The 19996-nt window shown below is 61.6% G+C and carries 8 protein-coding genes, 1 rRNA gene and 4 pseudogenes; 9 read left to right on the top strand and 4 right to left on the bottom strand.

Features of this window, described 5'->3' with window-relative positions:
- Nucleotides 1-48 precede the first annotated feature (48 nt).
- Complete coding sequence (gene rlmB, locus ACTAQJ_RS12340) at nt 49-1038, top strand: 23S rRNA (guanosine(2251)-2'-O)-methyltransferase RlmB (protein ID WP_498696477.1); 990 nt, start codon at nt 49-51, stop codon at nt 1036-1038.
- A gap of 397 nt (nt 1039-1435) precedes the next feature.
- Here the strand turns inward: rlmB and ACTAQJ_RS12335 are convergent, their stop codons facing one another.
- From ACTAQJ_RS12335 to ACTAQJ_RS12325, 3 genes and pseudogenes are all read right to left on the bottom strand, one after another.
- Entirely contained in the window at nt 1436-2290 is an 855-nt protein-coding gene (locus ACTAQJ_RS12335) for an IS3 family transposase (protein WP_498696474.1), read from the bottom strand.
- A complete protein-coding gene (locus ACTAQJ_RS12330) occupies nt 2287-2661 on the bottom strand; it encodes a helix-turn-helix domain-containing protein (protein ID WP_431119127.1) in 375 nt (124 codons plus the stop codon). The genes ACTAQJ_RS12335 and ACTAQJ_RS12330 overlap by 4 nt, the downstream gene beginning before the upstream one ends.
- Before the next feature lie 336 nt (nt 2662-2997).
- Nucleotides 2998-3808: pseudogene (locus tag ACTAQJ_RS12325) on the bottom strand (carbon-nitrogen hydrolase family protein).
- 240 nt (nt 3809-4048) lie between these two features.
- Between ACTAQJ_RS12325 and glgX the strand changes: the two are divergent.
- The 3 genes and pseudogenes from glgX to ACTAQJ_RS12310 all read left to right on the top strand — a co-directional run bounded on the left by glgX (nt 4049) and on the right by ACTAQJ_RS12310 (nt 7003).
- Nucleotides 4049-6163, top strand: a complete 2115-nt coding sequence (gene glgX / locus ACTAQJ_RS12320) for a glycogen debranching protein GlgX (RefSeq protein ID WP_498696469.1) — start codon at nt 4049-4051, stop codon at nt 6161-6163.
- 10 nt (nt 6164-6173) lie between these two features.
- Nucleotides 6174-6637, top strand: a pseudogene (locus tag ACTAQJ_RS12315) (guanyl-specific ribonuclease).
- A 6-nt stretch (nt 6638-6643) separates the two neighbouring features.
- Entirely contained in the window at nt 6644-7003 is a 360-nt protein-coding gene (locus tag ACTAQJ_RS12310; RefSeq protein WP_498696466.1) for a barstar family protein, read from the top strand.
- A gap of 189 nt (nt 7004-7192) precedes the next feature.
- Here the strand turns inward: ACTAQJ_RS12310 and glgP are convergent, their stop codons facing one another.
- Nucleotides 7193-9817 carry an alpha-glucan family phosphorylase gene (gene glgP, locus ACTAQJ_RS12305; protein WP_498696464.1) on the bottom strand — a complete coding sequence of 875 codons (2625 nt, stop codon included), beginning with the start codon at nt 9815-9817 and terminating at the stop codon, nt 7193-7195.
- A 152-nt stretch (nt 9818-9969) separates the two neighbouring features.
- On the opposite strand from glgP, the pseudogene ACTAQJ_RS12300 reads away from it, so the two are divergent.
- The 5 genes and pseudogenes from ACTAQJ_RS12300 to ACTAQJ_RS12280 all read left to right on the top strand — a co-directional run.
- Nucleotides 9970-10544: pseudogene (locus tag ACTAQJ_RS12300) on the top strand (maltotransferase domain-containing protein); the annotation flags it as partial.
- A gap of 135 nt (nt 10545-10679) precedes the next feature.
- Nucleotides 10680-12029 carry an alpha-1,4-glucan--maltose-1-phosphate maltosyltransferase gene (locus ACTAQJ_RS12295; RefSeq protein ID WP_498702185.1) on the top strand — a complete coding sequence of 450 codons (1350 nt, stop codon included), beginning with the start codon at nt 10680-10682 and terminating at the stop codon, nt 12027-12029.
- Nucleotides 12029-13825 (top strand): maltose alpha-D-glucosyltransferase, encoded by a 1797-nt coding sequence (gene treS, locus ACTAQJ_RS12290; RefSeq protein ID WP_498696462.1) that lies wholly within the window; start codon nt 12029-12031, stop codon nt 13823-13825. Before ACTAQJ_RS12295 ends, treS begins: the two co-directional genes overlap by 1 nt.
- Before the next feature lies 1 nt (nt 13826).
- Nucleotides 13827-17486: pseudogene (locus tag ACTAQJ_RS12285) on the top strand (1,4-alpha-glucan branching enzyme).
- Between the two features lie 526 nt (nt 17487-18012).
- A 16S ribosomal RNA gene (locus ACTAQJ_RS12280) occupies nt 18013-19533 on the top strand.
- Nucleotides 19534-19996 lie beyond the last annotated feature (463 nt).

The raw sequence follows: 19996 nt of genomic DNA, 5'->3' as shown, positions 1-19996 counted from the left end.
TCAGTAGACTGGAATGCAGACTCATTAATTTCAAGCAAGGTGGACAGAATGGCCAACCACGGTCGCCCGGGTGCAATCCGCAAGAGCAAGAAGGGCCCCTCCACGGGTACCGGAGGCCACGGTCGCAAGGCCCTCGAAGGCAAGGGGCCCACCCCTAAGGCCGAGGAGCGGACCTACCACAAGGCGTACAAGAACAAGCAGCTTTCCGAGCGTTCGGCCGCCAAGCGCGGTCCGGCACGCCCGGGTACCGGTGCCCGCTCCGGCCCCAAGGGCCGCGCAACCGAAGAGCTGGTCACCGGCCGCAACTCGGTCGTGGAAGCGCTGCGCGCCGGCATCCCGGCCAAGGCCCTGCACGTTGCCATCCGCATCGAAATGGATGACCGCGTCAAGGAGTCCCTCAAGCTTGCAGCTGAGCGCGGCATCCCGCTCCTCGAAACCGGCAAGCCCGAACTGGACCGCATGACCGAGGACGCAGTCCACCAGGGCCTGGTCCTGCAGATCCCGCCGTACGAGTACCAGGACGCTTACGACCTCGCCGAGACCACCATCGCCAAGTGGAAGAAGGGGCACATCTCCAACGCCCCGATCTTCGTTGCACTCGACGGGATCACCGATCCCCGCAACCTCGGTGCGATCATCCGATCCGTGTCCGCGTTCAGTGGCCACGGTGTCATCGTTCCCGAGCGCCGGTCCGTCGGCGTCACGGCATCGGCATGGAAGACCAGTGCCGGCGCAGCAGTCCGCGTACCCGTGGCCCGCGCGTCCAACCTGAACAACGCCCTCAAGCAGTTCAAGAACATGGGCATCTACGTCCTCGGCCTGGACGGCGACGGCGACATCTCGCTGCCCGACCTCACCGTAGCCACCGAGCCCGTCTGCATCGTAGTCGGCTCCGAAGGCAAGGGCCTCAGCCGGCTCGTCCGCGAAAACTGCGACCAGATCGTCTCGATCCCGATCGACTCGGCCATGGAATCACTCAATGCGTCCATGGCAGTGGGTATCTCGCTGTACGAAGTGTCGAGGCAGCGCGCAAGCTAGCGCCAGTCCGCCGAGGCGGCGCAAGCGCCATCCTCCGCGCGCTCGCTCGTTCCTCGCTTAGACGCGCGCTTCCGGATGCCGCTTTCGCTGCCCTTGGATGTTCTCTCACTTCCTGCAGCTTTTTTGCGGATGCTCTATCACTTCCCGCGGGTTTTTGACCGATGTTCTTTCATGTCCTGATCGTTTTTGGCAAGCGCTCTCTCACATCATGCTGGTGGGGAGCGCTTGTTGTTTTCCAGAAAATTGAGGACGACGGCGGCACCCCGGCCCGGGCGGGTCGGTCACCGTTGGGCGGATGTGAGAGAAGATCCGCGCCAAACCCGCAGGATGTGAGAGAAGATCCGCGCCAAACCCGCAGTGAACTGGTCCCCGTTTGTTGGACTGGCTAATTGGGATTCTAGGCTGCGAGGGTCTGGGCCCGGTATTGGACCGGGCTTAGGCCCTTGAGTTTGGTGGAGATTCTTTCGTTGTTGTACCAGGTGATGTATTCGTGCAGTGCTGGTGCCAGGGCTTCGGTGCTGAGGAACCGGACGTGGTGGAAGAGTTCTTCCTTGAGGTGTCCGAAGAAGTTTTCCATGACGGCGTTGTCGTAGCAGTTGCCCCTGCGGGACATTGACTGGGTGGCGCCGGCATCGTTGAGCAGGACCCGCCAGGAGTGGTGCTGGTATTGGAAGCCTTGGTCCGAATGCACCAGCGGGTGCTGTCCCGGTTCCAGGCAGGCGATGGCCTGGCGCAGTGAGCTGTTGGCAAGTTCCAGGTTCGGTGAACTGCCAACGGAATAAGAGATGATCTGCCGGTCAAAAAGATCCATGACCGGTGAAAGGTAGAGCTTGTGGTCCCCGACGCGGAACTCGGTGACGTCGGTGACCCACTTCTGGTTCGGAGCATCGGCGTCAAACTTCCGGTTCAGCAGGTTCGGTGCAATCACACCCTGTTCGCCTTGGTAAGAGTTATAGCGTTTCCGCCGCCGGACCTTGCAGCGCAGGTGTAACGCGCGCATCAGCTTCAACACGGTCTTCTTCGCGACCACCCACCCCTTCTTCATCAGCTCGGTATGGATGCGCCGGTGGCCGTAGCGGCCGTGGTTGGCCGTGAAAACCTCCGTGATGGCGCTCTTGAGTGCTTCCTTCGGGTCCGGGGACTCGAGCCGGGCCTGGTGGTAGAAGAACGTCGAGCGGGCCAGACCCGCGGCCTGCAGCAGGACCGGAAGCCGGTAATCAGCCTTGAGAGCGATGAGGGCTTGAACCTTCACCGTTGTTCCTGAGCCCTCAAGGCACGCAATTTTCCCAAGTAGGCCACCTGTGCCCGCAACAGTTCGTTTTCCCGACGCAACTGCTCAAGCTCCGAAGCCTCCCCGGCCCGCGGCCCGGCCGCCGACTTCGCGGAGGGCACGACCCCCGGTTCCCGCGAAGCCGCGGTCCCGGACTTCACTGGCCTGCCGTTGCGTTTGGGCCGCAACCCGTCCTCACCCTCCAAACGATAATCCCTGACCCATTTCTGGAGCTGTTGCCGCGAAGACAGGCCCGCTTCAACAGCCAAATCCTGCCCGGTTTCGCCCGCAAGGAAGCGCTGCACCAACGCCAGTTTGACCTCGAAAGAGTATGACTTCGGTGCCCTGCTCACCAGCACTCCTCGCCCATGAATCCTCCACAACCCATACAACGACCTCACCGCCACAACAGGGGCACCCAGGAGCCGGGCCGCCGTCCGATACCCCAGACCCCTTTCAAAACACGCTACAGCCGACACCCGCTGCACCACAGACAATGAACTACGCGAACTCATAAAACTGCTCCCCTCAAAACGGAACTGCGATTCACAGTCCAACTTCAGGGGAGCAGTTCACAGGATGTGAGAGAGCATCTGCCAGAACGTGTCCGGATGTGAGAGAAGATCCGCCCCAAACCCGCAGGATGTGAGAGAAGATCCGGCCCAAAACCCGCAGGATGTGAGAGAACGTCAGAAGTCGCGGCGGTTGGCCAGGACAGGGAGCTTTTGGCGGGCTTCTTCCACCACGGCGGGGTCGAGGTCGGCGAAGAGGAGGCCAGGTTTGCCGTCGAGGGCTTCCAGGACCTGCCCGAAGGGGGACACGACGGCGGAGTAGCCCACTCCCGTGGGCGCGGCGCCCTTTACCTCAACACCTTGCGTAGCAGGATCTCCTTGGCCGCAGGCAAGCACGAACGTGGTGGTATCCACCGCGCGGGCGCGGGACAGGAGCTGCCATTGATCGGCCTTGCCCGGTCCGGCTCCCCACGATGCCGCCACGATGTTTACCACGGCTCCGCGTAACGCGTTGGCCGTGAACAGTGCTGGGAATCGGATGTCGTAGCAGGTGGCCAAACCAAAGGTGACGCCGCCGACGTCGAAGGTCACTGGGTCTGTTCCCGCCTCAACAGTGTCCGACTCAGCGAAGCCGAACGCGTCGAAGAGGTGGACCTTGTCGTAACTGGTCTCCACGCCGGGGCCTGTGACCATGAGAGTGTTCCGCACGCGGCGCCCCGCCGGAATCCGAAGCAGAGCCAGGCGTGAACATGCCAGCCACGATCACCAGCTGAAGTTCGTCAGCGAGCTCGCGCACCCGGCTCGCCCAAGGGCCGTCGAGAGGTTCGGCGATGTCCAGCAGGGAATTACCGAACGCGCGCATCATTGCCTCGGGAAAAACGACAAGCTCCGCGCCGCCGTCCTTGGCGCGGCGGGCGTACTCTTCCAGAAGCCGTAGATTGTCAGCCAGGTCCCGGCCGGTGATGACTTGAGCGAGTGCAACGCGCACGATTGAACCTCCCAGTTCTGTCAGTCCCAGTATGGCAAGGCTGCCGCCAACGCACAGCCGCCGCGACACATTCGGGGGAGCCGATACGAGTGTGCTGTTGCCCGGGCTAAAGCGTTCCAGCACGTGAGCGGCCCGGAACGACCGCCGCGGCCGGTACATGCCGGAAATTTGACGTGGTGCGCGCCGTCACACGGGCGGCTGACTCAGCACTCATCCTGTATGGAACTAAACTTGCAAGCAATGGTTATGCCTATTTTGGACCCAGCAGCCGCACTGGATGCATCGCGCCCCCGGCCCCTCGGACTGAGCAAGCCCCAGCCCGACTTCTTTGATGCCCTCACCCAGCAGACAGACAACGTGAACGTTGCAGTGTTTGCTCCGGACTTGGAACGCGTTGAAGTGGCCTACCAGGCACCGGGTGATGGTTGGCGGGTTCACACCCTTCCCAATCTGGAGGACGGTGTGCACTTTGGCATCGTCAGCGGCATGCCGCCGGGCACACGGTACGGTTTCCGCGCTGCTCCGCTTGAGGGCGGGCTGCCGATGTCAGTACCGGCACTGGATGTTGACGACGACGGCGAACAGTCACTGTTGCTGGATCCCTATGGTCGCGCTGTGGACCAGCGGGGCGAATTCCTCACAAGTGTCCACATGGCGTCGGATTTCGACTGGGGAGACGACGCACCGCCGCGGACGCCCATGCGTACGTCAGTCATTTACGAGGCCCACGTCCGCGGTCAGACGATGCTTCACCCGGAGATCCCGGAGCACCTCCGCGGAACGTATGCCGGGATGGCGCACCCGGTAATGATCCAACATCTAACCGAGCTTGGAATCACTGCCGTACAACTCCTGCCTATCCACTTCCACCTGGACGAGTCCCACCTCCAGGACCTGGGCATGACGAACTACTGGGGATACAACACCGCGGCCTTCTTTGCTCCTCACTCCGATTACGCCACTGAGGCTGCGCGGAACGCCGGCCCCCACGCTGTGCAGGACGAGCTCAAGGGCATGATCAAGTTGCTCCACGCCGCCGGCATCGAGGTCATCCTGGACGTCGTCTACAACCACACCGCGGAAGCCGGACCAGACGGGCCTGCGCTGAGTTTCCGCGGCCTCGCGGAGAAGCGCTACTACCGGCACGATGCGCATGGACGGTATCTGGATACCACCGGGTGCGGCAACACCCTGGATTTCAGTGATCCCGTGGTGATTGACCTTGCCTTGGATTCCCTGAGGTACTGGGTGAATGAGTTCCACGTGGACGGCTTCCGCTTCGACCTCGCCGTGACGTTGTGCCGGGATGCCGGCAACCAATTCGATCCGAATCATCCGTTCAAGCGGGCCATTGCCGAGGATCCGGTCCTGTCAGAGGTCAAGCTCATCGCTGAGCCTTGGGACGTGGGTTACGGCGGCTGGCAGACAGGGCGGTTCCCGCAGGGATGGTCCGACTGGAACGATCATTTCCGCGACGGCGTCCGGCGCTTCTGGCTGTCCGACCGCGCTGCGATCGAAGCCGGCGGCCAAGGCGGCTCAGTCGCGTCGCTGGCTGAGCTGATGGCGGGTTCGGCGAGCCTGTTCGCGCCGTCCGGCCGCACGCGCTTGGCCTCGGTCAATTTCATCACGGCTCACGACGGCTTCACGCTCAAGGACTTGGTGAGCTACGACCGAAAGCACAACGAGGCCAACGGTGAGCAGAACCGCGACGGCCACGGAGACAACCGCAGCTACAACCATGGCGTTGAAGGCCGCAGCGAGAACGAGGAAATCGTGGCTGCCCGGGCACTCTCCGTCCGGAACCTGATGGCCACCTTATTGTTGTCCATCGGTGTCCCCATGATCACCGCTGGTGATGAGATCGGGCGTACGCAGCACGGCAACAACAACGCGTACTGCCAGGACAATCCCACTGCATGGCTGGACTGGAGCCGGACCCAGGAAGCCAACGCCATGTTCCAGACCACCAGGGAGCTTGTCAGGCTTCGCCGGTGGTTCCTTCGCCACCAACCCGAGAGCTTCCCCGCTCACGCGAATGATTCCAGCCTGCAGTGGTTCGACGACAAGGGAAAGCGCATGACGCCCGCGCGTTGGAATGATCCCAATGCGCGCTCCATTCAGCTCCTGATGGGTCATGAGGACAGCGAAATCCGTGGCTTGATCGTGGTGAACGGCAGCAACCAGGACGTGAAGATGGTGCTTCCCGAGATCCTCAGCGAAACTGGCATCGGCAAGCGGATGTTCGAACTCCGGTTCACAACCTCGGTGCTGCATGAACGCCGGAAGGGTGCGCTGGTGGCGTCAGGCGAGCGGGATATCCTGCAAGCCAACACCATCAACATTTATCGCACCTAGGAGCCCCTGCATGAAACGGAGCAGCAGCAAACTGCTGGCCTTCGCAGCTCTGGTGATTGCCGTCGTCGCGCTTGTGGCCGCAATGGTTGGCGGCGGCCCGCTGACCGCCCCTCCGGAAACGTCAAGCATACAAAGCACGACGGCGGAGCCTGGCTCGCGTCAACGGCGCCGTCCGTGGCAAACCCCTCTGCGCTGCCCACCATCAACGCCTCGCAGCTACCCAGGGAAGCGCAACAGACGCTTGCCCTGATTGCGAAAGGCGGGCCCTATCCCTATGACAAGGACGGCGTGAACTTCGGTAACTTCGAAGGACTCCTCCCCAAGAAGTCCAGCGGATTTTACAAGGAATACACGGTCCCAACACCGGGTGAGTCAGACCGTGGCGCCCGCCGAATCATTGTTGGCAAGGACACGGCGAAGTATTACACCGCTGACCATTACGATTCGTTCAAGTTCATCGTCGAAGGCAAGTAGGAGCCCATGAAGATCTATTCCGCAGACACCTGGACCATCGAAGAACTTCAGGAGCAGGTGGCAGACGCCGGGCGCAGGACCGTCCTCGTCCCGCCAGCGACAACAAAATCAGGCGTTCTGGAGGTCTTTGGCCAGGTCCTGGACTTCCCGGAGTACTACGGCGTGAACCTGGACGCCCTCAACGACTCCCTGCACGACTTCGCAGACGCCCTGTCCGACGACGACGGCACTCCCGTCACGATGATCTGGCAAGTCCCAGCGGCCTACCGCACGGACCGCTCCTTCGGCGTAGTCTGCGAAATCCTCCAAGACGCCGAACGCTACGCAGGCCGCGACCTCGCAATCATCGCCGTCTTCCAAAACTAAACAACAAAAGACCGCAGACTCCTGCAGCGGACCTCCGAGAACCCGGAGGACACGAGGTGCCACAACGCGGAACTGACCGCGCGACACGGCAGACAAAACCCAATCGGGTGACACCGACCCGGAAGCGTGCGTCAAAGCGACGAAGGAGCAGCACGCGGAGGGTCGGGGTCACCCGATTGGGACTCAGGCTTAGGCGTTCGCGATCAACCCAAGTTCAGCTTTGGAAGCCAACGCAGAGTGCTTCGGGAACACCCGGACGGTGTAGCCGAAGGATCCTGAGCGGTTGATGACCAGGTCGCCGTGGAAGAGGTGGCGTCCGCCGCCGAGGTTCTCCAAGGAGTCCAGTTCCGCTACGACGATGTCCTCAAGCTCATCGGATTCCTCGGCGCGACCGAAGGCTACTTCCACGGAGACGTCGTCGGGGGTCAGGTTGTGGAGTGCCACGTAGGCGTTGACCTGGAGGGTGTCGCCAACCTGGGGTTCTTCGGATACCCCGACCGAGTCGACGTGCTCCACGACGACTTCAGGCCATGCGCTGCGGACCTTGGAGGTCCAGGCCGCGAGTTCCTTGGCTTCCTTGAACGATTCAGCGGTGGCCCGGCGGCCGGCTACTGCTGCGGGGCAGTAGAGGTTGTTGACGTAGTCGTGCAGCATGCGTTCGGCTGAGACTGCCGGGCCCAGGTTCGCCAGGGTGTGCTTGATCATGGATACCCAGTGCGTGGGCACGGTCTCGCGACTGGATTCGGAGGGTCCTGCTGCGCCGGCGCCTTGGGCCACAGTTGTCCCGTAGAAGCGCGGTGCCACCTGGGTTTCCAGCAGCTCGTAGAGTGCGGAAGCTTCGATGTCGTCGCGTTCATCTGCGGATGCGCCGTTGTTGGCTGTGGGGATCGCCCAGCCGTTTTCGCCGTCGTACATTTCGTCCCACCAGCCGTCCAGGACGGAGAGGTTGAGCGAGCCGTTGATGGCTGCCTTCATCCCGGACGTGCCGCAGGCTTCCAGCGGCCGCAGTGGGTTGTTGAGCCAGACGTCGCAGCCGGGGAAGAGGGTGCGGGCCATGGCGATGTCGTAGTTCGGGAGGAACACGATCCGGTGGCGCACTTCGGGGTCGTCGGTGAACCGGACAAGGTCTTGGATCATTTTCTTGCCGGCGTCGTCTGCGGGGTGCGATTTGCCTGCAATAACCAACTGGATGGGGTGTTTGGGGTCCAGGAGGAGGGCCTTCAGACGGGCGGGGTCGCGCAGCATCAGCGTGAGTCGCTTGTAGGTGGGCACCCTTCGGGCGAAGCCGATGGTCAGCACGTCCGGATCCAGTACGCTGTCCGTCCAGCCGAGCTCGGCGTCGGCAGCACCGCGTGTCTTCCATGAGGCGCGCAGCCTGCGTCGGACGTCTTCGACGAGCTGGGTACGCAGTTGCTTGCGGAGGCCCCACACGTCCTCGTCACTGACGTTGTAGGCGAGGTCCCAACGGCCCAGGGCTTCGGCTTCTGCGCCGAACTGCTGCCGTGCCAAGGAGGATATCCGTGGGTCCACCCAGGTGGGAACGTGGACGCCGTTGGTCACGGAGGTGATGGGGATTTCGGAATGGTCGAATCCGGGCCAGAGACCGGAGAACATTTCCCGCGAAACTACGCCGTGCAGCTTGGCTACGCCGTTGGCACGCTGCGCCAGGCGCAGGCCCATGACTGCCATGTTGAAGACGGAGGGGTTCCCGCCGTCGTAGTTTTCCCGGCCGAGTTCCAGGATCCGGTCCACAGGCACGTCCGGGGCGAGCCCGGCTTCGAAGAAGTGCTTGATCTGGAGGGTCTCGAAACGGTCGATTCCTGCCGGTACGGGGGTATGCGTGGTGAAGACGGTGGATGCACGGCCTGCAGCGAGGGCTTCGTCCCAGGTGAGGGGATCATTGGCGTCGGACATCGCTTCCTGGATGCGTTCGATTCCCAGGAATCCTGCATGGCCTTCGTTTGTGTGGAAGACCTCCGGTGCGGGCGTGCCCGTCAGTTCCTGGTAGACGCGCAGGGCCTTGACGCCGCCCATGCCCAACAGCAGTTCCTGCTGGAGGCGGTGATCGCCGCCACCGCCGTACAGGCGGTCGGTGATGCCGCGCGCGGCTTCGTCGTTGGAGGGCACGTTGGAGTCCAGCAGCAGCAGCGGAACGCGTCCGACGTCGGCACGCCACACATGCGCGTGAAGCTCGCGGCCATTTGGAAGCGGAAGCGAAATGTGCACCGGCTTGCCGGGAACGCCGTCCTTGGCGGGCTGGCGCAGGAGCGTCAGCGGCAGGCCGTCCGGGTCCAGTACCGGATACGTTTCCTGCTGCCAGGCGTCACGGGACAGCGACTGCTTGAAGTAGCCGGCCTGGTAGAGGAGCCCGACGCCGATCAACGGGACACCGAGGTCCGATGCGGCTTTGAGGTGGTCGCCGGCAAGGATGCCCAGGCCACCGGAGTACTGGGGGAGAACCTCGGTGATGCCGAATTCCGGTGAGAAGTAGGCGATGCACGCCGGGGCTTCTTCACCCAAGCCCTGGTACCAGCGCGGCTCGCTGAGGTAGCGGTCCAGATCGGCTGCAGCTTCCTGTACCCGGTTAACGACTTCGCCGTTGCTGGCCAGGTCCTGGAGCTGCTCCCTGCTGATGGACCCCAGGAGGGCGATGGGGTCATGCTGCGCGGCCTCCCAGAGAGCCGGGTTAAGGCTCGCAAAAAGTTCCCTGGTGGGCCGGTGCCAGGACCAGCGCAAGTTGGTCGCCAAGCGGGCCAGCGGCCGGATGGGCTCAGGGAGGACGGTACGGACTGTAAATCTTCGAATTGCCTTCACGAGCGCCACACTAACGGACTCACATGGCAGTCGGAACTGGTTTGGGTTTCTTTTAGGTAAAAGTCATCTTGCGTCGCGAAGATGGCTCGTGTGCTTAGCATTCTTGGATTTTTGTCGCTAACGTCGTGGTTGTGACGAATACCTCGCGAACCATGACCGCTTTGAAATCCAAGACGAAAACGGACATCACCGCCGGACTTCGCTTCGGCCGGTTCCCCATCACGGCTGTCCAGCCGGTGGTTGAGGGTGGCCGGTTCCCCGCGAAGGCCCTTCCGGGTGAGGATCTCGCCATCGGCGCGACCGTCTTTCGTGAAGGACATGATCAACTCGGCGTCTCCGCCGTCCTGCTCGATCCCAAGGGCAAGGAGCGCCAGCGGGTCCGTATGGCACCGGCCAAGGATGAGCGCTGGAAAGGCCTGGACCGCTGGGAGGGTTTGCTGTCGCCATCCGGAACGGGCGCGTGGTCTTTCGTCATTGAGGCCTGGCATGACCGCTATGGAACATGGCACCACAACGCTGAAGTGAAAGTGGGTGCCGGCATTGACGTTGAGTTGATGCTCGCCGAGGGCGCGCCCTCCTTTCGGAGGCAGCCGAGGACGACGCCGGTCGCACCGCTGCGGAGAAGCGCACCTTGCGTGCTGCTTCAGTTGTCCTTGCCGACACCACCAAATCTGCCGAGGAGCGCCTTGGCGCCGGTTTCAGCCCAGAGGTGCTGGCCGCCGTCGGACGTGTTCCGATCCGCGAGCTCGTGACGGTTTCGGAGCCGTTCCCGCTGCAGGTGGAACGTGACCTCGCCGGTCGTGGTTCCTGGTACGAGTTCTTCCCCCGTTCCGAGGGCGCGGTTTTGGATCACGCCACGGGTATGTGGACCTCGGGCAATTTCCGCACCGCAGCCAAGCGCCTGGAGGCGGTTGCGGAGATGGGCTTTGACGTTATCTATCTGCCGCCGATCCACCCGATCGGTTTCCAGCACCGCAAGGGCCGCAACAACACGCTGACACCGGGCCCGCAGGATCCGGGCTCGCCGTGGGCTATTGGTTCCAAGGACGGCGGCCACGATGCAATCCACCCGGATTTGGGCACTTTTGAAGATTTTGACGCTTTTGTTTCCCACGCCCGCGAGCTCGGACTCGAAGTTGCACTGGACCTGGCGTTGCAGGCAGCCCCTGACCACCCTTGGGTAACGTCCAACCCGGAATGGTTCACCACCCGCGTGGATGGGTCCATCGCCTATGCCGAAAACCCGCCAAAGAAATACCAGGATATTTATCCCCTGAACTTCGATAACGATCCGGCGGGCCTTTCCAAGGAAATCCTGAGGATCGTGCAGTTGTGGATCAGCCATGGCGTGAAGATTTTCCGCGTGGACAATCCGCATACAAAGCCTGTCTGGTTCTGGGAATGGTTGATTGGAAAGATCAACAAAAAGAATCCAGAGGTAGTTTTCCTGGCCGAAGCTTTCACTCGTCCACCCATGATGCACGCATTGGGCAGGGCAGGGTTCCAGCAGTCATACACCTACTTCACGTGGCGGAACACCAAGACCGAACTGGAGCAGTATTTCCATGAGGTCAGCCACGAGAGCGCTGCTTTCTTCCGGCCCAACTTCTTTGTGAATACGCCGGACATCCTCACGGAGTACCTCCAGTACGGCGGTCCCGCGGCCTTCCGCATCCGGGCTGTCCTTGCCGCGACGGCAAGCCCGGTCTGGGGAATGTACGCCGGCTACGAGCTGTACGAACACGTGGCACGGCCCGGGGCAGAAGAGTACATCGACAACGAAAAGTATGAGTACAAGGCCAGGGACTGGGAAGGCGCTGCTGCGTCGGGCCGCACGTTGGCGCCGTACATCACCAGGCTGAACACCATCCGCAAGGACCACCTTGCCCTGGGCGACCTGCAGAACCTGACGTTGCACAGCAGCACCGATGACGCAACGATCGTTTATTCCAAACACAAGACGTTGCCGGACGGCACCAAGGACACGTTGATCATCGTGGTCAACGTAGATCCGCACAGCACCCGCGAGAGCACCGTCTCCCTGGACTTGGCGGCTCTGCAGCTGGATCCTGCGGACTTCAACGAGGACGGCCGGTTCCTGGTGGATGACCTGATCAGCGGGCAAAGCTGGTGGTGGGGTGAACACAACTACGTCAGGCTCGACGCACACGTGGAGCCCGCACACATCCTGAGCATCCGGAGGCAGCCTTAGTGAGTTTTTCTCCGCAAAACCCGAGCCAGTACTTCACTCCGAAGAACACCTTCGAGCTGAATGCCCCCGGTCTCCAGCATGATCCGCACTGGTACCGCAAGGCAGTCTTCTACGAAGTACTGGTGCGGGCCTTTGCGGATGCCAACGGGGATGGCTCCGGTGACTTCCACGGCTTGATCGAGAAGCTGGACTACCTTCAATGGCTGGGCGTCGACTGCCTCTGGTTGCCGCCGTTCTTCCATTCCCCGTTGCGTGATGGCGGCTATGACATTGCCGACTACACCTCGGTGCTGGACGAGTTTGGCACCATCAGCGACTTCAAGCGCCTCGTGGCGGAGGCGCACGCGCGCGGCGTCCGGGTGATCATCGACCTCCCGCTGAACCACACCTCGGACCAGCATCCGTGGTTCCAGGAATCGCGGAAGGACCCCACGGGTCCCTACGGCGATTTCTATGTCTGGAGCGATACGGATGAGAAATACCAGGATGCGCGCATCATCTTTGTGGACACGGAGGAATCCAACTGGACCTTCGATCCCATCCGGCGCCAGTTTTTCTGGCACCGCTTCTTCAGCCACCAGCCGGACCTGAACTTCGAGAACCCTAAAGTCATCGAGGCACTCTATGACGTCATCCGGTTCTGGCTGGACCAGGGAATCGATGGCTTCCGCGCGGACGCCGTTCCGTACCTCTTCGAGGAGGAAGGCACCAACTGCGAGAACCTGCCGGCCACCCACGCCTTCCTGCAAGACCTGCGCAGGATGGTGGATGCCAACTACCCCGGACGCGTGATCATCGCCGAGGCAAACCAGCCACCTCACGAGGTGGTGGAGTATTTCGGCACCGAGGAAGCCCCGGAATGCCACATGGCCTTCCACTTCCCGATCATGCCCCGGCTCTACTATGCCCTGCGGGACCAGAAGGCGGCTCCGATCATCCAGACCCTGCGGGAGACTCCGGAGATTCCCAAGGGCGCCCAGTGGGGGACCTTCCTGCGAAACCACGACGAACTCACGCTGGAGATGGTCAGCGCGGACGACCGCGCCGCCATGCTTGGCTGGTACGCACCGGACCCCAGGATGCGCGCCAACATTGGCATCCGGCGGAGGCTGGCTCCGCTGCTGGACAATTCCCGGGCTGAGATTGAGCTCGTTAACGCTCTGTTGCTCTCCCTGCCAGGTAGCCCTTTCCTCTATTACGGGGACGAAATCGGCATGGGGGACAACATTTGGCTTGATGACCGTGATGCCGTCCGCACACCCATGCAATGGAACCCGGACAGGAACGCGGGTTTCTCGGGGGCGGACCCGGGCAAGCTGTACCTGCCGGTGATCCAGTCGCTGGTCTACAACTACAGCATGGCCAACGTTGAAGCGGAGGCAGCGCATTCAGGCTCACTGCTGCGATGGACCCGGCAGATCCTGAGCGTGCGAAGGAATCACCCTGTGTTCGGCTTGGGAAGTTTCCGCCACATTGAAGCGGACAACGAGGTAGTTCTGGCCTACGTCCGGGAACTGCCGGCGGGCAACCCTGAAGGCGAGGATGCGGAGACCATTCTTTGCGTCTTCAACCTTTCACAGCACCCGGTGGCCGCCACGCTGGATCTGCCGGAATACGCAGGCAGGGGCTTCCGCGACATTTTCGGTGGCCAAACATTCCCGGCCGTTGGAGACAACGGCCAACTGACGGTCATGCTGGGTAGCCACAACTTCTATTGGCTGCGGCTGCGCTCAGCATTTTCCAACCCCTCATCGCCATTTACCCAGGCGATTCCCGTGGTGTCGACCAAAGGATGAGATGAAAAAGGGAACACTTAACCCCTCGATCGAAAGTCTTCTCCGGAGCTGGCTTCCCACCAAACGCTGGTTCCCGGTGAAGAGCCCCGACTTTACGCTGGAGCGTGTTGGCGGGTTCAACCTCCCATACCCGGGAGGTAGCGCCGGATTGCAGGTTGAACTGCTGGCCGTGACCTATCGCACGGCCGACGGCGGTCCCCGGACCGACGTTGTCCAGGTGCCGTTGAGCTTCAGGAGCCAGCCGTTGCCGGATGCTCCCACTGCCTTGCTGGGGGAGGTCACGGATCCGGAACTGGGGCTGCGACTCGTGTACGACGCCGTGTACGACACCGAGTTCATCATGGCGTGGCTGGACCTCATGCGCCGGGAGGACACCGTGGGTGACGGCCTCGCCGCGGGCCATCTCACCCGGGGCCGTGTGGCCCTTCCGGAAGGGCCCACCTCGGTCCGCGTGCTGTCCGGCGAGCAGTCCAACACGTCCGTCATCATTGACGACGGCGGTTCGACGGCGATCGTGAAGATCTTCCGTGTGTTGGCGGCAGGCAAGAATCCCGAGGTGGAGTTGGGTGCTGCGCTGACGGCAGCAGGGACAACCGAGGTCCCGGCAACGTTGGGTTGGATCACGGGTTCCTGGGATGGTCAGGGCCAAAGCGGTTCGGCCACCGGCGAGCTCACAGTGGCCCATGAATTCCTGCTGGGGGGACTGGATGCATGGAGGCTGGCTGTCGAGGCCGCTGCAGCCGGTGCCGATTTCACCAAAGAGGCCCACGAACTCGGTGCCGCAACAGCAACGGTCCACGCCAGGCTCGCGGAAACTTTCGGCACACTGGATGGCCAGACGCAGGGCGCCGACATCATTGCGACCCTGGCCGGGCGTGTCCGCCAGTCATGGGCAGAAGCGGCTTCCGCCGTCGGGCCTTATGAGGGCAACCTCGAAGAGCTGCTGGCCACGCTGCATCCCCGCGATGTGGGCCAGCTGCAGCGCATCCATGGCGACCTCCACCTTGGCCAGATACTCAAGGTTCCCGGAAAAAATGGGGCGCCGGGCCGGTGGGCCATCCTGGACTTCGAAGGCGAGCCCCTCCGGACCATTAGCGAGCGCAACACGCCCGACCTCCCCTTGCGGGACGTAGTTGGAATGCTCCGCTCCTTCGACTATGCGGCAGGAGCCGCCGTCCGTGAGAACGCGGAAGCCAAGGTGCCCGCGACATGGGCGGATGACTGCTCCACCGCGTTCCTGGCCGGATACAGCGAAGTCATGCCGGGAACCATTGACCGCCGCTCGCCGCTCTTTGTGGCATTGTGGCTGGACAAGGCCTTATATGAGGTGGTCTATGAGTTGCGGAACCGGCCGGACTGGCTGTCCATTCCGGTCAACGCATCACGGCAAATCCTCGACAACACGAGCCGCGGCAAGCACGCCGCGGCTACAGCGGAAGGTAATGAAATGACAGGCTCTGCACGCACCGAACGGCCCCGAGTTCCCCTGCATGTGGACTCCGAGACCTTGGCCCGCGTGGCAGCTGGAGCCCACCACGCACCACACTCCGTGCTCGGCGCCCACCTGGACGATCACGGCCACGTCACCATCCGGACCGTTAAGCACCTCGCCAAGTCGGTGACCGTGGTGACGGAGGCCGGACGCACTGCCATGGAGCACGAGGCCAACGGCATTTGGGCCGCTGTCCTGGATCCGCTGCAGCACGGCCATGTTCCGGACTACCGTCTGGAAGTGGTGTACGACGCCGAACCCGTCACCATTGATGACCCTTACCACTACCTGCCTACCGTGGGCGAGGTGGATCTGCACCTGATCGGCGAAGGCCGGCACGAGCGTCTCTGGGATGTCCTTGGCGCCCACGTCCAGCATTACCGCTCTTCGCTGAGTGAAGTAGACGGTGTTTCCTTTGCTGTCTGGGCCCCGAACGCCCAAGCGGTCCGGGTCAAGGGTGATTTCAACGGCTGGGATGGCCGTAGCCACGCAATGCGTTCCCTGGGCTCGTCCGGTGTCTGGGAAGTCTTCATTCCCGGGGTTGTAGCAGGGGCGTGCTATAGATACCGAGATCCTGAGCAAGTCCGGGCACTGGCTGGAAAAGGCTGACCCCTTGGCCTTCGGCACGGAAGTTCCGCCACTGACGGCATCCCGCGTGGTGGACTCCAGCTACCGCTTCAAGGACGCGGAGTGGATGACAGCGCGTGCCGAAAAGGACCCGCACAACTCGCCCATGAGCGTCTACGAAGTCCACCTGGGATCCTGGCGCCTTGGCCTGGGCTACAAGGAACTGGCCAAGGAACTGGTTGACTACGTGAAGTGGCTAGGTTTCACCCACGTGGAGTTCATGCCCGTGGCAGAACACCCCTTCGGCGGTTCCTGGGGTTACCAAGTCACGTCCTACTTTGCGCCTACGTCCAGGTTCGGGCACCCGGATGAGTTCCGGTTCCTCGTGGACTCCCTGCACCAGGCCGGCATCGGTGTCCTGCTGGACTGGGTCCCTGCGCACTTCCCCAAGGATTCCTGGGCGCTGGCCCGTTTTGACGGCGAGGCACTGTACGAGCACTCAGATCCCAACCTGGGCGAACACCCGGACTGGGGCACTCTGATCTTCGACTTCGGACGCACCGAGGTGCGGAACTTCCTGGTTGCCAACGCACTTTATTGGCTTGAAGAATTCCACATTGACGGACTGCGCGTGGACGCCGTGGCCTCCATGATCTACCTGGACTATTCGCGCGAAGAAGGACAGTGGCAACCCAACAAGTTCGGTGGCCGCGAGAACCTCGAGGCTATTTCCTTCATGCAGGAGGTCAACGCGACCGTCTACAAGACGCACCCTGGCGCCGTCACCATCGCAGAGGAATCCACCGCATTCCCCGGTGTCACCGCCCCTACCAACCACGGCGGGCTCGGCTTTGGCCTCAAATGGAACATGGGGTGGATGCACGACTCCCTGAAATACATCTCGGAAGACCCCATCAACCGCCGGTGGCACCACGGCACCATCACGTTCTCCATGGTCTACGCCTTCTCGGAGAACTTCCTCCTGCCCATCAGCCATGACGAAGTAGTCCACGGCAAGGGATCAATGCTTCGCAAGATGCCCGGTGACCGTTGGCAGCAACTGGCAAACCTCCGCGCCTTCTTCGCCTACCAGTGGGCACACCCCGGTAAGCAGCTCATTTTCATGGGCACCGAATTCGGTCAGGAAGCCGAATGGTCCGAGCAGTACGGACTCGACTGGTTCCTGGCGGACATCCCGGCCCACCGCGGACTCCAACTCTTGGTCCGGGACCTCAACGGCCTCTACACGTCAACGCCTGCACTGCATGTCCGCGACAACGAACCCGGCGGCTTCCAGTGGATCAACGGTGGGGACGCCGACCACAACGTGCTGACCTTCATTCGCTGGGACCACGATGGCAAGCCGTTGGTGTGCGCAGTCAACTTCTCCGGTGGCCCGCACAACGATTACATCCTGGGCGTACCGGAAGCAGGGGAGTGGGTTGAAGTCCTGAACACCGATTCCGAAACCTACGGTGGTTCGGGCGTCATCAACTCTGGAACACTGAAGGCTGCCTCGCCGGGGACGGATGGCCAGCCGGCGGCATTGACCGTAACACTCCCGCACCGCTTGGCGCGTCCTGGTTCACGCTGGCCGAGTAGTTCTTCAAAGAGCCGGGTGGTCCTTCGATACCCGGGTATTTCTTCACGAGGCAGGGAGGGTCCGGAGCCGCATGCTCCAGGCCCTCCCTGACTCCGTCTGGGGGTAGTTGAGGTGCCCAAGGAGCCCCTCTCTGAGCGGCTTTGCCATCTCGGCTGAGTAGGGGTATAGTTAGTACCCGCGCTGGTCCCCGAGTGGAGATCGCCAAGCTGACAAGAAACCGCAAGGAAAAATCAAGTCAAGCTTGCCGATTTGACTCCGAGAGATCCAGCCGGTAAGTTTGAAAAGTTGCTCCGGAGCGATCCTGTGGCCCTGTTAGGGGTCTGGTGGTGCCGGTTAGTGTCTGTTGTTTGAGAACTCAATAGTGTGCCAAGTTTGTTGATGCCGATTGTTTTATTGATTCGTTGAAATTATGGCCGGATTGCTGCGCACCCCCGTGTGTGGTGGTCTGGTTTTCAGCTGGTTTCGAATTTTGTGCAGCCGCGCCTGGCCGTTATTTCCGGTGGGTGTGGTTGTGTCTGTTATTTTTCAACGGAGAGTTTGATCCTGGCTCAGGATGAACGCTGGCGGCGTGCTTAACGCGTGCAAGTCGAACGATGATCCCAGCTTGCTGGGGGATTAGTGGCGAACGGGTGAGTAACACGTGAGTAACCTGCCCTTGACTCTGGGATAAGCCTGGGAAACTGGGTCTAATACCGGATACGACCATCTGGCGCATGTCATGGTGGTGGAAAGCTTTTGTGGTTTTGGATGGACTCGCGGCCTATCAGCTTGTTGGTGGGGTAATGGCCTACCAAGGCGACGACGGGTAGCCGGCCTGAGAGGGTGACCGGCCACACTGGGACTGAGACACGGCCCAGACTCCTACGGGAGGCAGCAGTGGGGAATATTGCACAATGGGCGAAAGCCTGATGCAGCGACGCCGCGTGAGGGATGACGGCCTTCGGGTTGTAAACCTCTTTCAGTAGGGAAGAAGCGAAAGTGACGGTACCTGCAGAAGAAGCGCCGGCTAACTACGTGCCAGCAGCCGCGGTAATACGTAGGGCGCAAGCGTTATCCGGAATTATTGGGCGTAAAGAGCTCGTAGGCGGTTTGTCGCGTCTGCTGTGAAAGACCGGGGCTCAACTCCGGTTCTGCAGTGGGTACGGGCAGACTAGAGTGCAGTAGGGGAGACTGGAATTCCTGGTGTAGCGGTGAAATGCGCAGATATCAGGAGGAACACCGATGGCGAAGGCAGGTCTCTGGGCTGTAACTGACGCTGAGGAGCGAAAGCATGGGGAGCGAACAGGATTAGATACCCTGGTAGTCCATGCCGTAAACGTTGGGCACTAGGTGTGGGGGACATTCCACGTTTTCCGCGCCGTAGCTAACGCATTAAGTGCCCCGCCTGGGGAGTACGGCCGCAAGGCTAAAACTCAAAGGAATTGACGGGGGCCCGCACAAGCGGCGGAGCATGCGGATTAATTCGATGCAACGCGAAGAACCTTACCAAGGCTTGACATGAACCGGAAAGACCTGGAAACAGGTGCCCCGCTTGCGGTCGGTTTACAGGTGGTGCATGGTTGTCGTCAGCTCGTGTCGTGAGATGTTGGGTTAAGTCCCGCAACGAGCGCAACCCTCGTTCTATGTTGCCAGCGCGTTATGGCGGGGACTCATAGGAGACTGCCGGGGTCAACTCGGAGGAAGGTGGGGACGACGTCAAATCATCATGCCCCTTATGTCTTGGGCTTCACGCATGCTACAATGGCCGGTACAAAGGGTTGCGATACTGTGAGGTGGAGCTAATCCCAAAAAGCCGGTCTCAGTTCGGATTGGGGTCTGCAACTCGACCCCATGAAGTCGGAGTCGCTAGTAATCGCAGATCAGCAACGCTGCGGTGAATACGTTCCCGGGCCTTGTACACACCGCCCGTCAAGTCACGAAAGTTGGTAACACCCGAAGCCGGTGGCCTAACCCTTGTGGGGGGAGCCGTCGAAGGTGGGACCGGCGATTGGGACTAAGTCGTAACAAGGTAGCCGTACCGGAAGGTGCGGCTGGATCACCTCCTTTCTAAGGAGCTGCTAACAGCTGTGTTGTTCACCTGCATGGGTGGATGACGGGTTGTCAGTGTTGCCCATTGCGCAGGCGTCTGTTCTGCGGTGGGTGCTCATGGGTGGAAACATCAACGAATCAAGAGTTTTTTTGGCATGGCCTTTCCGGTTGTGTCCTGGTGTTAGTACGGCAGTGCCGCGTCCCCTTTGGGGGTGTGGTGGTGTCAGGAACGCGCTGGGGCGTGGTTTGTGTGGGTTGTGTTTGGCGCACTGTTGGGTCCTGAGGCAACAGGACCTTTTTGCAGCAATGCATGGGGGCATCTTCTGGTGTTTCTTTTGTTCCTGCTTCCGGTATCACCGGTCACTGTTTAGCGGCTCCGCTCCTTTTGTGGGTGTGTGGGTTGTGGTGTCCGGGGGTCTGGTTGATGGGGTTGTTGTTTGAGAACTACATAGTGGACGCGAGCATCTGGAACACACACGTG

The organism is Arthrobacter sp. alpha11c (assembly GCF_054149985.1).
Note: the sequence above shows the minus strand (reverse complement) of the source record. Positions and strands in the feature narration are given on the sequence as shown.

Bases quoted from the DNA above. Each gene is read 5' to 3' on its own strand.
- ACTAQJ_RS12310 (WP_498696466.1), top strand. From the start codon at position 6,644: ATGAAGATCTATTCCGCAGACACCTGGACCATCGAAGAACTTCAGGAG.
- rlmB (WP_498696477.1), top strand. From the start codon at position 49: ATGGCCAACCACGGTCGCCCGGGTGCAATCCGCAAGAGCAAGAAGGGC.
- ACTAQJ_RS12295 (WP_498702185.1), top strand. From the start codon at position 10,680: ATGTGGACCTCGGGCAATTTCCGCACCGCAGCCAAGCGCCTGGAGGCG.
- glgX (WP_498696469.1), top strand. From the start codon at position 4,049: ATGGTTATGCCTATTTTGGACCCAGCAGCCGCACTGGATGCATCGCGC.